The organism is Aphanizomenon sp. UHCC 0183, from assembly GCF_009712065.1.
Classification (GTDB): Bacteria; Cyanobacteriota; Cyanobacteriia; order Cyanobacteriales; family Nostocaceae; genus Dolichospermum; species Dolichospermum heterosporum.
Window position 1 is genome coordinate 1 of sequence record NZ_VILC01000111.1, and the last position, 13,057, is coordinate 13,057.

Here is a 13,057-nt window from a genome sequence, read left to right on the forward strand (position 1 = left end):
CGATCGCTCTGTGAAATAAAGCTCCGTAGGAATCACCGCGGACATCTGTAAAAGATGGCAAAAACTCTCATGTACATAAGCTTTTAGACACTTACAATACAGGTTAAGAAATTTTAATAGTAAAAATAAATTTTTCTGAAATAGATTTTGTTTGATATACTATAATCGTAGTCAGTAGTCAATCTTGCAATCATGCTTCATAGCTCTTTGAAGAATGATAACCCTTGATTACAAGTATAAATCAAAACTCCCAAACTGTCTTGACAACAATTTGAGAGCTTAGAAAATCTAAAAATTAGCAAACCCAGCTTTTTACTTAGTCTACGTCGTGGAAAACTAACCTAAGTAAGGTCTGGATCAACAAACGAGAACCATGAGAACTAATTCATGGCAGTCTTATCTCTTGATTATAGACTGCAAATTACAAAAGTGTAAACATTTTCCTTCTAATTCTTGCCAACCCATTGCAATTAGTGGGGGTGTGGCATGAATAAGAACTTAGAAACCTTTGATATCAGGAACTTCCTAGACACACTCACTCCCAAGAAAGGCAAAAATAGATATATTTGCCCAGTCTGTGAAGGTTCATTAACCGTAGATATTAAAACTGGTAAGTACCAATGTTGGGCAGATCCTGGCAACAAACAGCATCTAAAAGATATCAGAGAAGCTGTTAATCCCTTAGAAGATGCTTTAAAACAAGCAGGTATTGACAATAGCAGAATCAACTACCAACAGATCATCCCTGCCAAAAAACCAGATCCCTTACCAGCACCGTTACCCCAAAACATTGAATTAGCCAAATTACCTGCTCCTGGTGTTATTCCTCAAAAGAAACATAACAGTAGAGGATCACAAATCATCTATACATACTCAGATACACAGTATGTAATTAGATACGAATTTATAGAAGATGGTGAACAGAAAAAACTCACCATTCCTTACTATTCGGATATTCTTGGTGACAATGTGAAGGGAATTGGTGACAAACCCTGGCCTGTTTACCATCAAGAGGAAATCATCAAACATGGTCAAGGCCAATTTGTCTTAGTAGTTGAAGGAGAAAAATGTACTGATGCTGCTAGACAACAAAATTTACTTACCACTACCTTTCAGGGTTCACAATGGACTGATACCAAGTTGGAACAATATTGTCAATGCTTAAAATCTTATGGTATCGCTGGTATTCTATATTATCCTGACCATGACAAAGCAGGTTACAACAAAGCTAACAAACTAAGAATAGCAGCTAACAAAGCACAATTAGCATACATTGAATTAAGTCCCCAAAGATTAAATCCAGACAGTACAGACGGTTATGATATTGCAGATTTAATAGCAGATGGATTATACAGTAGACAACTACTAGAAACTGAAATTCAGACAGCTTATAAAGAACATCTGAATACATACATAGATGCCATATTAGCAGTAGGAAAACAACCTGTTAATCAGGAAATATCTGGGGAAGATTGGGAATGTAAACTATTTATCGAAACCCTGCTCAAGCAAGCACATATACCACAATCTATACCAGCATCTATCCCACTTCAACAATCATCTAGGAGTAATTTAGATGTTGATATATGGTTTGATTCTGCTAATAGATTAGAAACCTACAATCAAGCTATTCAAAGTGGCAAAAAATATATATTAGATATGTCCAGTACCGGGGCTGGTAAATCCAACTTTGTAGGAGAAACTATACCAGAATGGTTACGAGTCAATAAATTGTGGTACATATCCAATGAACACCGCAATCCCACCACTAAATCAATAGAAGAAAACTACACAGATTTACCAGTTAGAAATAATGGAATGTATGCAGATGAGAACAACTTAACCCCCTTGGGTAATCCCACCATTAACTGGCCTCAAAATCAAGAAGCCAATATTTCCGGGAATTGTCACAAAACACCTTTATTTCATAAATTAGCATCTAAAGGCTATCATCAAGAATCAAATAGTGAATCATCATTAAATCCCATTTGTCATACTTGTAAATTCAAAGCCAATTGTCAAGGTGTAGATTTTGAAGGTGATATATTAGATAAAATAGCTGGTGCAACTTTCAGGAGAGATCGGCGTGAGGCACTGATGAAAGATAGAATCAGATGCCATATTGATTCATTACCATCAGAAATACCAGAAAAATCCCTAGCTTTTGTAGATGAATCTAGTCGTCAAATTAATCTAGTGGAAACTACAGAATTATCATTAATAGAGTACCAAAAGACTTTAGGAGAAATTGCTAGACATTTACCAGAAGTTTGGAAACAAATCAAAGATTTTATTTCACCATTGGAGAAATATTTATCTTCCAAGCATAAAGAAAATTACTATGGTTATAATCATAATCAAGTCATGGAGATATTGGGAGACATTGACCATAACATTATCTCCAATATCATTGAGGATTTAAAGGTGCTATCACCTGATTTAGAAGATATCTTTCAAGCTGCTGATAGCGTATCCTTAGATGGCATTGACACAAGTGAAAGAAAGGGAATAAACCCCAAAACCTTGAAATATATTCGTTATACATTCGGTAAAGAAGCAAGTCAAGAATCCCATGAATTATTAGATAACCTAATAGTGAATTGGTTAACACCATTATTAGAAATCATTGCTAATATTAGTTCTGGAGCATTGAGGATTAAACATCACAAGCTAATCATTACCACAAAAAACACCAGACAATTAGAGGTACTAAGTAAATTCCAAAATGTGTTTTTACTGGATGCAACTGCTACCCGGAAAACAGTAGCCTTTGAATTAGGAATAGATGCCAGTGAAATCTTAGTCATCTGTGAAAAATTACCTAACTACTCAAATCTAAAAGTGGTACAAATTACTGATTTAGGATTATGTGGTAAAGACAGAAGTAAATCAAAAGTTAAACAATTAGATGCTCTAAAAATAGACTTAACATCTAAACATCAAAATTTGGGAGTGATTGACCACCTCAAGCATAAACAAGATGGTGAAGGTTATTGGTTCAGGGATAATCGTGGTACTAATAAATACATGAATCATGATGCTTTATTTGCTATTGGTTCACCTTATCAGGATATAGGGGCTATAGCCGACCGGATATTCTAGGGGCATTTATTGGAGCAATAGTAGATATAGCTATAGTGAAAGATGGGAGGTATGCCTACGATTAGGGACTTCCAATTAAAAAAATACCCAAAAATTTTTTGTGGTGCGGGCACCTTGCCCGCTAATTATCAAGGATGGGCAGGACTTGTACTGAGCCTGTCGATAGCGTAGCGTGGCGTTAGCCATAGTATGCCCATCCCACAAAATTGGTATCCCCTCAATATATCGGGGAAAGAGTTATTCAGTCTACTATCTACTAAGAATATTTCATTAATTTTTTCTACTATTTCTATTTCATCTATTATTCCTGCTATTATTCCTGCTATTATTCCTAAGTGATCTAAGTTTTTACTCTCAAATTCTTCTTTTTGGTAATTCATATTTTTTGGTATTTTGATTTAATTCAGACTCATTCTCTCATTTTGAGTCCTAAATTTATTGTCAACACCTTATTAATTTGAATTCGTTGGCAATTTTTATATTACTGTCTATACAGCACTTCTCGGTGTTATGAGGTACACCATTATCTAAAAAGTTACAAAGAAATATTTACTTCGTAGAAGTCTTTTACAGTAAGGCTTTCAGCCTATCTTGCCCCTGGTGACAGCTTCGCTATATCTACCCCCATTAGCGGGCAAGATGCCCGCACTACAAGAGTTTCATGATTCAACTTTGTACCTCATAAGAGCGGAAACCGCTGTAATTATTGCCAACTTAGTTATGTGTTTATGTTTAAGCTATTTCTGTTACTTATTACACTTGTACCTGTACTACAAAATGAAGTGCGGAATGTGGGATATAGGTTTCAACATTGGTTCAATAGTTGTTGTTTTGCGTTAGAATCAAATTAATAAATCTATGCAAACAGTATTAAAATTCAACTTTGATTTGTATGTCACAAAATAGTTATTCCGAGACTGTTGCTCAATTGTTTAATTATCAAGAAGGGACAGAGAAATTATCACCAGATAAATGGCCTAATTATGAGAAATTAGGTATTACTACTGAACATATTCCTGAGTTGATCAGTTTAGCAACTGATGAAGATTTTTACAATATAGATCATGACGCGCTTTTATCTGATGAAAGTGGTTTGTTTGAATATGCACCAATTCATGCAATACGTATATTAGGAAAATTCCGAGTAGAAGCAGCAATTGAGCCGTTAATTAGCTTATTATCCAAACTTGATGATTTTGATTTTAATAATGAAGTATTGTTCATTTTGGATGAAGAATTAAAAAATGTTTTAAGCCTGATTGGTTTACCTGTAATTCCGGCACTTTCTACTTATATTGCTAATGATTCTCATGGGCAATTTCCCCGAATTACAGCTATGTTAACTATTAAAACTATTGCCTCTGTCTATCCAGAGCATTACCAGCATTGTGTTACTTCTTTATCTCAACATTTAGAATCTTTTAGAGAAAATGATCCTGAGTTTAACGGTCATATTGTCTGGGTGCTTTCTGATATGAATGCAATAGATTGTTTACCTTTAATTGAGCGAGCTTTTCAAGCAGGGTGTGTTGATGAGGATGTGATAGGAGATTATGATGAAGTGCTTGTCAAATTTGGTTTAAAGGATATCACAGATATCTCTCCTAAAACTATAAAAGCGACTGATACACAGAACCCCATATCCTTAAATTTTACTACTTCTCCTGGATTTAAACAACTTGAGAAACTAAATAAAGCACAGCAAAAGAGAGACGCTAGAAGAAAGCGAAATTTAAACCAATTGGGAAAATAAGTGATTTAGGGGTAAAGACAAGATACGCATATCTTGTCTTTACCCCGAAATGCGATTCTTACGGAGCGCTTCGCTATCGCCATCTCCGATCTGCAAATTAAAGTAGCCGAATTACAACGCGCCCGCGCCCAATTGGCAGATACTATTAGGGAGAAAGTAGCAGTAGCCTTGGTGAAATTTGACGAGGGCAGAACCGATTTTCAAATTACTCAAGTTGTGGGAGCAAGAGCTATTGATCAATTCAAAGTATTTGAATATAGGGGTAGTAATAATTTTTCTGGACTTTCAGACGATGAAAAATTCTTAGTCAATGACTATTTACCCCTAATCAAAGACAACCCGCCTCCAGAAGTTGTCCAGGAACTGCTAGAAGTGGCTAAAACTATTGGTTATCAGGTATTTAGCAGGATTACCAGGGAATTAGCACCGGATATTCTAGGAGCGTTTATTGGAGCAATAGTAGATATAGCTATAGTGAAAGATGGGAGGGATGCCTTCCATACTGAAATTTATCGCTATCCCTTCTCTTAAATTATATAACTGCATAATCCGTATATTGCCGCATTTCCGGAGCTTGAAACCCCAACACAATATCTTCCTTTGCTACCCCCAGATCCACAAGTTCTTGGGCTACTCTCATTTCCGTCATATTTTGCTCAATCCAAATCTTTCCTTGCTTAATATCCAAATGTAAAACACAACCATATACCCGCCGATGGCCATCCCATCCCACATTCATGACCTGGTAATGGTCTTGTTTCGGATCAAAAACAGTGTAGCAATCTATCGACCCATTAGCGATGGGGATAGCAGCGTAATCTGTCAACAACGACTGAATTATATGCCGATAAGACTTTATGGTATCCATTGTACAATTACCTCTTGAATCGGGTCATAAATAATTTGTTTAATTTGATATCTTTCTAATGAAATTTGTGCAAATTCCCGCTTAAAAAAAGTTTCATAAGCAACTACAGGCACAGCTAAATAGAGAATACGAGTTGGATCACTGATTTCTAAGGCCAGCCGATAATTCAAAAACTGTCCTAACGCAGCATGGTAATCGGTTAGTGGTGAATCACTCAAAAAAGTTTTAATCTCAACTGCAATTTTTTCTTGGTCTCGCTCTGCTGCTAATAGTTGCTGGGCACCTAAGTCAATTTCAAACTTTGTTCCGCCTACTTCGAGTCGCAGGGGATCATCGGTTATCTGCCACTGCTCCTTTTCCAAAGCAATTCTAACCACAGCATGAAATCTATCTTTAGCTGCCATCGTTATCTTTCTCTAATTTACTTGCAATTATAGAACAATTGAAATAAAGAGTGTGCTTCGCACCATCACACCGCGGGCGTAAACCAACTATGCAATTAATTTGAGCCAATCTCCGATCTCCAAATTAAAGTAGCGGAATTACAACGAGCTAGAGCGCAACTTGCAGATATGACTAGAGAAAAAGTGGCAGTAGCTCTGGTGAAATTCGATGAAGGTAAAACTGATTTTCAAATAGCTCAAGTTGTGGGGGAAATGCGGGGCGATTCCTTTGGGGTGATATGCTATCCCCCACCTCCCCTACATCCTCTACCTCCCCCACCTCCCCTACTCTCCCCCACCTCCCCTACATCCCCCCCTACATCCCCTACTCTCCCACTTCCCCTACTCTTATTGACATACATTGTTCATGAGGAATGGCTTCTATTTCTCGCTTGCGCTCCTGTACTTCTTTGTTTTCGTTTTCAGTTCTATCAACCTTTCTTATTGACATTTTTTGAGATAGAGAGCGAGTATCAATCTGAATTTTTACAGTATTACGCCAATTTTCTCGGCTGAATAAATCCAGTTTTTGACAAATTGCTGGTAAAAAGCGAGTGTCAAAATTTTCAAGGTGTATGTTGCCCCATTTTTCATGAAAAGATTTGCAAGATGGATTTTGACAAGCTACATTTTTATCTCTGTTGTAGTTGTAGTCAGGAATAATCTTTCGTACTAGGTGATGCTGTATAAATCCGCTATCTTGACAGCAAAAACAATTCCACTTCGGATAAAAAATTTCCTTTTCTTCTTCTAATTGGGGGTTTAAAGGTAATCTGTCAAATTGAGGCAAATCATTAATCATGCTTCATTCCCCCAAATTAAATTATTAGCATCAGCCCAAACATAAAACTCTCGTCTAATTTTCTGGTTTGGCATATCTTCAGCCTGAAACCCAGCCGAACCTAGTTGGCGGATTTTTTCCAGCCATTCCTCTCGCTGTGGATGGTTATCCCACTTGTTAGACTCCAAGGCGGAAACTTTACCTTGGGACTTCTCCCACTGCGATCGCAGGTCTTCCCAATGAGTTTTAATCCAGTTGCTGATTAAAGTTGGTGGCTTGGGCAGTTCAGAAGCCTTTTTCTTAGCAAACTCCAAAAAACTCTCTCTTTCGCTTTTTGAGAGAGAGTCTGTGTAAGTCTTATAAGTCTGAATAGTATGAAGGACTTCAGAAGCCTTGCTGGGCGCGGGTTCTGTCCGTCGAAAGCGATCTACGGACTCACTCTGGCGATCTACAGACTCACTCTGGCGATCTACAGACTCACTCTGGCGATCTACAGACTCACTATCCTGAGTTATAATTCTTGCTTGTCTGTACTTAAATCTGGTAATCTCAACTTCCAAAATATTGAGGGATACCAGTTTATTAATGGCAAGCTGGACAGTTCTGCGGTGATAACCTAGTTGCTCAGAGATCAAGGCAGTGTCAATTTCAATCTTGGAATCTTTGAATGGATGCTTGGTTATTAGATATAGATAAATATCTAACTCGTTTGGCTTAAGTTGGGAACGAAGACTTAAATATTCGTCGTGACCAAGTGGGTAAAAAATGTTAACTTTCATTACACACCTCCAAAGGCGTGCAAGAATGCGCCCGCTGCCTTGACAGCTAAACTGAAATTAGATAGCATTTTAGTTGTTCCTACAGGTTTTGATTGTTGCTAGGGACTTGTCCTCCGACCATTTACACTGGTACGGGGGAAATTTTTTGTCTATGGCTCAATAAGTGATTGAGCGTATTCGATAATTTTGTTGTTAATGGATGGATCTTCATCAGCTTTGGCAATTCTTAGTTACACGCCACTTTCACAAAAATTAATACTACTGTGGTACTGTTGGCAGAAACCTCAAGAATTGCTATAAAGAAATCATAGCACCAATTTATATATTGCAATATGAATCATCGAGAAATTTTGGTAAATTCCCTCAAGAAAGCGATCGCCCAAGGTAAAACCGCATCGAGGATAGCAGCAAAAAGCGGTGTACCTGCTAGTACAATTAGTAAATTGATGAAAGGACAGCAAGAGGATTTGATTGCTGGCTTCTATTTCAGCATTCTTGATTGCTTGCCAGAAGATATTAAAAGTGATGCTTACTCTAGCTTGGGAATTCGTCAAGTCAAACCTGAGCAAATGACTAAGTATTTAAATGGTAGGGATATTGCAGAGATAATTCCCTTCTTGGGGGAAACTGATAAGGAGCAGGTCGTGGCAGCGATCGCCAAGTCTGGAGGTATCCTTGACCCTAAACAGTTGCGCGGTAAAGACATTGCTAAACTGATTCCCTTCTTAGGCGATAGGGATACAGGGGAAATACTAGCAGCGATCGCTGAGGCGTTTCAAAATTCTAGAGAAAAAGTTAGTGCATAATGTGGTGCGGTAGTAGTGTATTAATTCTAAATCCCTTATCCCATAATTTCTAGGCGATCGTACAACACAAAGGCAACCTCCCATACCACACCCAAAACACCATGACAACTGAACCATCTCGATTAGACCGGATAGAAGCGATTTTAGAACAGACTACTCAACGGCTTGACCGAGTAGCAGAACAGCAAGAAAATACTACTACAAGCCTGGAAGGACTTACAGGTAAGGTCAATGAATTATCAGAAGTAGTAACTGAAATTGGTTATAAGGTTGATAATTTTATCAGTACAGCTACTACTGTTTTAGGACGTAGCACAATGTTGGATGAAATAATACTAAGCAACAACACTAGAACGTCAATACTAGAAAATATTGTTGTGAGACTTGACCGTAATCAGGAAGAGAGTAACCGCAATTTTGAGCTACATCAGCAACGTTTTGAGGAAAACCAACGCTCAACTAACGCTGCTTTAGAACGACTAGAGGCAATTTTGATACAACTTATGGATAAATAGCGATTCCTGCGGAGCGCTAGTTCCCTCCGGGACGCACTCGCGTTCGCTATCGCTCTGTTCACCCCACTTCCCCACCTCCCCTAATAAAAAATCAATGCCCTTGATAAATCCATTCCCGCCCCGCTTTTTCTGCGGCTTCTGGGGTGTAGTAAAGCTTGCGTTCACCAAACACTTCACCACCAGCAGTAATTAATCGAAACTGCCAACAATGGGCTTCTGTGTAAAATACCAACAAGGTAATATTATTAATAATGGTAACTGAATCAATTTTCGTAAACATTGCCGTTTTAGGATCTAAATTAATCAAAACTTCTCCGTATTTAAAAATAGGTTTTTACTTTAGTTAAAACATAGAGTATTGATAAAAAAGTAACTATTTTAGGCTAGAATATTAGGTAGATATCAACAAATCAAAGTAGAGAAACCGAAGTTGTAATAACAATTATTAGTATAGCATTTTATGACCAAAAAAGAAATCACTGCGAATTACGATGAATCGTGGAAAGAAGCCTTAAACGAATATTTTGATAGTTTTTTATCCTTCTTCTTTCCTGTGGCTTACAAAGCAATTGATTGGACAAAACCACCGGAATCACTAGATAAAGAACTGCAACAAATCACCGCATCCTCAGAAACCGAAAAACGCATAGCAGATAAACTGTATAAAGTTTGGTTATTGGATAAAACACAAGTATGGATTTTAATTCATATTGAAATTCAAAGCCAATATGATGTTGACTTCCAGGAACGAATGTACATTTATAATTACCGAGCCTTTGACCTTTATCATAAATTTGTGGTGGGTTTGGCAATTTTAGGTGATACAAGTCCCACTTGGCGACCTAACAGTTATGATCAAGCTATGTTGGATTGTGAACTAAGTTTGAAGTTCCCCATTGCCAAACTCCTGGACTACGAATCACGGTGGACTGAATTAGAATCTAATTCTAATCCCTTTGCTATCATAGTAATGGCGCACTTGAAAACCAAAGCCACTACGGGGAATTTAGCAGAACGTGAGCAATGGAAATGGACATTAATTAGGGGACTTTATGAGCGGGGTTTAACAAAAGAAAAAATTGTTAAACTCTTTAAAATCATTGATAAGATGATGACATTGCCCAAAGAATTGCAACAGGGATTAGTAGCTAAAATTAAACATTTAGAGGAGGAAAATCAAATGCCTTTCATTAGTCCAACAGAAGAATTAGCAATGGAACGCGGTGAATTAAAAGGAGAACAACAACTGATTTTCCGACAACTAAATCGGCGATTTGGTGAAATTGAATCATCATTCATTGAGACAATTCGGACATTGACAATTGACCAATTAGAATTACTCGGTGAAGCACTCTTGGATTTCTCCACTGTCACTGATTTAGAACAATGGTTAGAAAATAAACCAGAGTCCTAGAAATAACAACCCCACTTTCATTGACTACTGTGGGGTCAGAAAACTGTTTTACCTGCTGATGATTTGGGTATTCGTTCTGCGATTCGTAATGTCTACGCTTTAACTGAACTACCTAACAAAAAAACCGGAGAACAACTTGTTGACAATTGCAACCTTAGCGCACTGTTGCTTGCTGGTATCTGTGGCAGAGGTTGAATAATTCTTGAGGGAAAATTTAGCTTACAATTGATATCACACCTGATATCGCCATGACTAACAAGACCCCACCCAGCGAAATGATTCGTGTGCCGACTGTGTTAATTCCTGTAGTCCGCCACAAGCGCCAAAATCCACCGCGATGGTCATACAACTGATTTACTGCAAGGATTACAGGAATTGATAGCCCAGTTCGATAGCAGTGTAAAACTAGAAGCAACCAGCGAATTACAGCAGGTAGAGGAGAAGCTGGGGGAACTGAAAACGCACCTTTGCCAACAAGATCAACTGGTGGCCACTAAATTAGAAGTGCTTGGTAAACAGTTAGAGAAAATAGAAAAAGCAATAGTTTCTGGTAAATACGGTGGTGGTAATTCTAGACCCCGGCGCTCAGGATATCCCTACCAGTATCAACAACAAGCAGTAGAAATAACTTCTTTCGCTCCTGAGAACTTAGCGCAACGGTTGGGGGTAACACAGCAGAGCTTAACTACAGAATGGGAAACCAAGAGTGAGCAAGAATTTATCAGTTGGTCCAGGAATCGTGACCCTAGCAGTTTAGGCTGGAAATTTCAGGTTAGTGATGGGTTGTATTATCCAGTCAAACAGTAAGGGATAATATTAATTTTTCTCTGGTAGAAATAATAATGACTCAACTAATTCATCAGTGAGTTTACCGTCACTGGAACGTTTAAGTTGTTTAATATCTACGCGCACCTGTGAACCAGCTTCTACCTTTTCCAGTAGAAAGTCAGAATATTTTTCAATTGACTGTTTAGCTTGCTCCTTTTTCTTCCAGACTTGAGCCTCATGAAGCATACTTGTTACGCCAATAAATTCCTCTCCAGTTTTTTCATGAAAGTCATTATAATTGAATCTCACAGCATAAGCTTTGACTTCTGGTATTAACTGTAAGATGTATCCTAATTGTTTTTCTGGCTTTACACCAAACCCTTTAGCCATTTTTTTTACTTCTAAAAACTAACTACTAATAAAATATTATCACTTCCGTTTGGGAACATTAATTGCCTGTACAGCCCGTTGTTGAACTTCCTCACCCCGGCGGTCATATCTTGATGTTAACTCCGGTGAGGCATGACCGACTAATTTCTGGACGGTAACAATATCAGTAGAATCTAACAACTCAGAGATAAAAGTCCTGCGAAAATCATGGGCAGAAAAGTTAGTGACACCAGCTTCTGTACCCCGTTTTTCTAAAATGAATAATACCGCTTGGGGTGTTAATTTTCTCAAAGTTACCGCCCCCGCTTTATTAATATGACAGATTAAAGCCCCCGCAACACGCCCTCTAATTTCTAACCAATCTTGCACCACCGTCACAGCCCCATCTGGTAAATAAACAGTTCTGTCTTTACCACCTTTACCACTGCGGACTTTCACACTGCCAGAATGGAAGTCACTCAACATTAAATTTACTGATTCCCCCCGCCGCAATCCTGCACCCCGCAAAATTGCTATCAGCGCCGCATCCCTATAACCAATGGGAGTAGGGTCACTAAAGCAAACTTGCATCAGGGCATTAATTTCAGCTTCAGATAAAAAACGCCCCTTCAATTCCTTAGACAGCTTAATATTCGGGATGTCTACAGCCCTAGCAAAATCTCTAGCATCCATTAGTTCCAAACGTAATGCTTCTTTCAAGACTCTCCTTAACGCACTCAGCATTTTATTAGCTGTGGCTGGTGCATATCTTTCCATTAGTATACACCGTAATAGAGCCGTATGTTTATAACGCAGTTCAGCCCAATTTAATGTGAGGGCATCACATTCATTACTGGTGAGGATTTTGGCGATCGCATCCAGCGCCTGTTTCATAGCCGGACGAGAACCGGGGGACAAATTGGAGAGATAGACAGCAGCAGGGTGTTCAGTTAGGGGAGTGGGTGCAGTCAAAGCTAGGGAATTGACAACAGTTATTTCACCAATTTCCGGGGATTCATTCATTTACTTATCCGAAGATTCCTTCTAGCTAGTTATATTCTGATAAGTAATATTGTACTTTTACCTTTTCCCCTCTCTAAAATTTATTTGGCTTTGATGGGGCGATTTCTGTGGAGGGCTGCACGGCGATTCCCAGGAGCGCTTCGCTATCGCCCTCTAACTCTATAAAAATTTCCCTCAAGAAAATCTATTTGGACTTGATGGGTAATTTCTGTGGGTGGCAAGGCGATTTCTCGGTTGCTCTTAGCGAACTGCTTGCAGCAGCGCTTCGCTATCGCTCCCATCAAATCATCTGTTTTTGACATTACATCTTCCCTGCAAGGGGATGGAAACATAATAGTTTGACCACAAACAGTCTTTCTATTGTTTTCAGGGTTGACAATGTGTGTACTGCCTGTTTTTGAGCCAGTTCCTCTACTAAAACTGGTGATATACTGCA

15 protein-coding genes and 1 pseudogene are annotated in these 13,057 nt (G+C 38.4%); 7 read left to right on the top strand and 9 right to left on the bottom strand.

The features are described from left to right. The first annotated feature begins 486 nt into the window (after nucleotides 1-486). A complete protein-coding gene (locus FJR37_RS23205) occupies nucleotides 487-3,102 on the top strand; it encodes a hypothetical protein (protein ID WP_174763469.1) in 2,616 nt (871 codons plus the stop codon). Nucleotides 3,103-3,230: 128 nt separating this feature from the next. On the opposite strand, the gene FJR37_RS23210 is transcribed toward FJR37_RS23205, so the two are convergent. Continuing rightward, nucleotides 3,231-3,482, bottom strand: coding sequence for a hypothetical protein (locus tag FJR37_RS23210; protein ID WP_039202575.1), 252 nt, complete (start codon nucleotides 3,480-3,482; stop codon nucleotides 3,231-3,233). 512 nt (nucleotides 3,483-3,994) lie between these two features. Here FJR37_RS23210 and FJR37_RS23215 point away from each other — a divergent pair. Further along, complete coding sequence (locus FJR37_RS23215) at nucleotides 3,995-4,855, top strand: HEAT repeat domain-containing protein (protein WP_039203725.1); 861 nt, start codon at nucleotides 3,995-3,997, stop codon at nucleotides 4,853-4,855. Between the two features lie 33 nt (nucleotides 4,856-4,888). Further along, entirely contained in the window at nucleotides 4,889-5,386 is a 498-nt protein-coding gene (locus FJR37_RS27220) for a hypothetical protein (protein ID WP_039203726.1), read from the top strand. 1 nt (nucleotide 5,387) lies between these two features. Here the strand turns inward: FJR37_RS27220 and FJR37_RS23225 are convergent, their stop codons facing one another. The 4 genes from FJR37_RS23225 to FJR37_RS23240 all read right to left on the bottom strand — a co-directional run bounded on the left by FJR37_RS23225 (nucleotide 5,388) and on the right by FJR37_RS23240 (nucleotide 7,726). Continuing rightward, nucleotides 5,388-5,723 carry a XisI protein gene (locus tag FJR37_RS23225; RefSeq protein WP_039203727.1) on the bottom strand — a complete coding sequence of 112 codons (336 nt, stop codon included), beginning with the start codon at nucleotides 5,721-5,723 and terminating at the stop codon, nucleotides 5,388-5,390. Further along, nucleotides 5,711-6,127 (bottom strand): XisH family protein, encoded by a 417-nt coding sequence (locus FJR37_RS23230; protein WP_039203728.1) that lies wholly within the window; start codon nucleotides 6,125-6,127, stop codon nucleotides 5,711-5,713. Before FJR37_RS23230 ends, FJR37_RS23225 begins: the two co-directional genes overlap by 13 nt. Nucleotides 6,128-6,491: 364 nt before the next feature. Then, nucleotides 6,492-6,968, bottom strand: a complete 477-nt coding sequence (locus FJR37_RS23235) for a hypothetical protein (RefSeq protein ID WP_168467232.1) — start codon at nucleotides 6,966-6,968, stop codon at nucleotides 6,492-6,494. After that, complete coding sequence (locus FJR37_RS23240; RefSeq protein WP_168467233.1) at nucleotides 6,965-7,726, bottom strand: hypothetical protein; 762 nt, start codon at nucleotides 7,724-7,726, stop codon at nucleotides 6,965-6,967. The genes FJR37_RS23235 and FJR37_RS23240 overlap by 4 nt, the downstream gene beginning before the upstream one ends. A gap of 332 nt (nucleotides 7,727-8,058) precedes the next feature. On the opposite strand from FJR37_RS23240, the gene FJR37_RS23245 reads away from it, so the two are divergent. Beyond that, the gene (locus tag FJR37_RS23245; RefSeq protein WP_174763470.1) at nucleotides 8,059-8,532 is read left to right on the top strand and encodes a hypothetical protein; all 474 of its coding nucleotides are present in this window, start codon (nucleotides 8,059-8,061) and stop codon (nucleotides 8,530-8,532) included. 101 nt (nucleotides 8,533-8,633) lie between these two features. Continuing rightward, complete coding sequence (locus tag FJR37_RS23250; protein WP_052150063.1) at nucleotides 8,634-9,047, top strand: hypothetical protein; 414 nt, start codon at nucleotides 8,634-8,636, stop codon at nucleotides 9,045-9,047. Nucleotides 9,048-9,138: 91 nt separating this feature from the next. Here the strand turns inward: FJR37_RS23250 and FJR37_RS23255 are convergent, their stop codons facing one another. Further along, the gene (locus FJR37_RS23255; protein WP_168467237.1) at nucleotides 9,139-9,327 is read right to left on the bottom strand and encodes a hypothetical protein; all 189 of its coding nucleotides are present in this window, start codon (nucleotides 9,325-9,327) and stop codon (nucleotides 9,139-9,141) included. Between the two features lie 180 nt (nucleotides 9,328-9,507). Between FJR37_RS23255 and FJR37_RS23260 the strand changes: the two genes are divergently transcribed. Beyond that, nucleotides 9,508-10,461, top strand: coding sequence for a DUF4351 domain-containing protein (locus tag FJR37_RS23260; RefSeq protein ID WP_168467234.1), 954 nt, complete (start codon nucleotides 9,508-9,510; stop codon nucleotides 10,459-10,461). Nucleotides 10,462-10,709: 248 nt separating this feature from the next. Then, nucleotides 10,710-11,268: pseudogene (locus tag FJR37_RS23265) on the top strand (hypothetical protein). 9 nt (nucleotides 11,269-11,277) lie between these two features. Here the strand turns inward: FJR37_RS23265 and FJR37_RS23270 are convergent. The 3 genes from FJR37_RS23270 to FJR37_RS26615 all read right to left on the bottom strand — a co-directional run. After that, nucleotides 11,278-11,619 (bottom strand): hypothetical protein, encoded by a 342-nt coding sequence (locus FJR37_RS23270; RefSeq protein ID WP_039204260.1) that lies wholly within the window; start codon nucleotides 11,617-11,619, stop codon nucleotides 11,278-11,280. Nucleotides 11,620-11,658: 39 nt separating this feature from the next. Beyond that, nucleotides 11,659-12,621, bottom strand: a complete 963-nt coding sequence (locus FJR37_RS23275; RefSeq protein WP_168467235.1) for a tyrosine-type recombinase/integrase — start codon at nucleotides 12,619-12,621, stop codon at nucleotides 11,659-11,661. 143 nt (nucleotides 12,622-12,764) lie between these two features. Then, on the bottom strand, nucleotides 12,765-13,057 hold a 293-nt coding region (locus FJR37_RS26615; protein WP_217355371.1), incomplete at its 5' end, for a hypothetical protein.

What these genes read in the sequence shown, in the direction of transcription:
- FJR37_RS23205 (WP_174763469.1), top strand. Translation starts at nt 487, where the DNA reads ATGAATAAGAACTTAGAAACCTTTGATATCAGGAACTTCCTAGACACA.
- FJR37_RS23210 (WP_039202575.1), bottom strand. Translation starts at nt 3,482, where the DNA reads ATGAATTACCAAAAAGAAGAATTTGAGAGTAAAAACTTAGATCACTTA.
- FJR37_RS23215 (WP_039203725.1), top strand. Translation starts at nt 3,995, where the DNA reads ATGTCACAAAATAGTTATTCCGAGACTGTTGCTCAATTGTTTAATTAT.
- FJR37_RS23225 (WP_039203727.1), bottom strand. Translation starts at nt 5,723, where the DNA reads ATGGATACCATAAAGTCTTATCGGCATATAATTCAGTCGTTGTTGACA.
- FJR37_RS23230 (WP_039203728.1), bottom strand. Translation starts at nt 6,127, where the DNA reads ATGGCAGCTAAAGATAGATTTCATGCTGTGGTTAGAATTGCTTTGGAA.
- FJR37_RS23235 (WP_168467232.1), bottom strand. Translation starts at nt 6,968, where the DNA reads ATGATTAATGATTTGCCTCAATTTGACAGATTACCTTTAAACCCCCAA.
- FJR37_RS23240 (WP_168467233.1), bottom strand. Translation starts at nt 7,726, where the DNA reads ATGAAAGTTAACATTTTTTACCCACTTGGTCACGACGAATATTTAAGT.
- FJR37_RS23245 (WP_174763470.1), top strand. Translation starts at nt 8,059, where the DNA reads ATGAATCATCGAGAAATTTTGGTAAATTCCCTCAAGAAAGCGATCGCC.
- FJR37_RS23250 (WP_052150063.1), top strand. Translation starts at nt 8,634, where the DNA reads ATGACAACTGAACCATCTCGATTAGACCGGATAGAAGCGATTTTAGAA.
- FJR37_RS23255 (WP_168467237.1), bottom strand. Translation starts at nt 9,327, where the DNA reads ATGTTTACGAAAATTGATTCAGTTACCATTATTAATAATATTACCTTG.
- FJR37_RS23260 (WP_168467234.1), top strand. Translation starts at nt 9,508, where the DNA reads ATGACCAAAAAAGAAATCACTGCGAATTACGATGAATCGTGGAAAGAA.
- FJR37_RS23270 (WP_039204260.1), bottom strand. Translation starts at nt 11,619, where the DNA reads ATGGCTAAAGGGTTTGGTGTAAAGCCAGAAAAACAATTAGGATACATC.
- FJR37_RS23275 (WP_168467235.1), bottom strand. Translation starts at nt 12,621, where the DNA reads ATGAATGAATCCCCGGAAATTGGTGAAATAACTGTTGTCAATTCCCTA.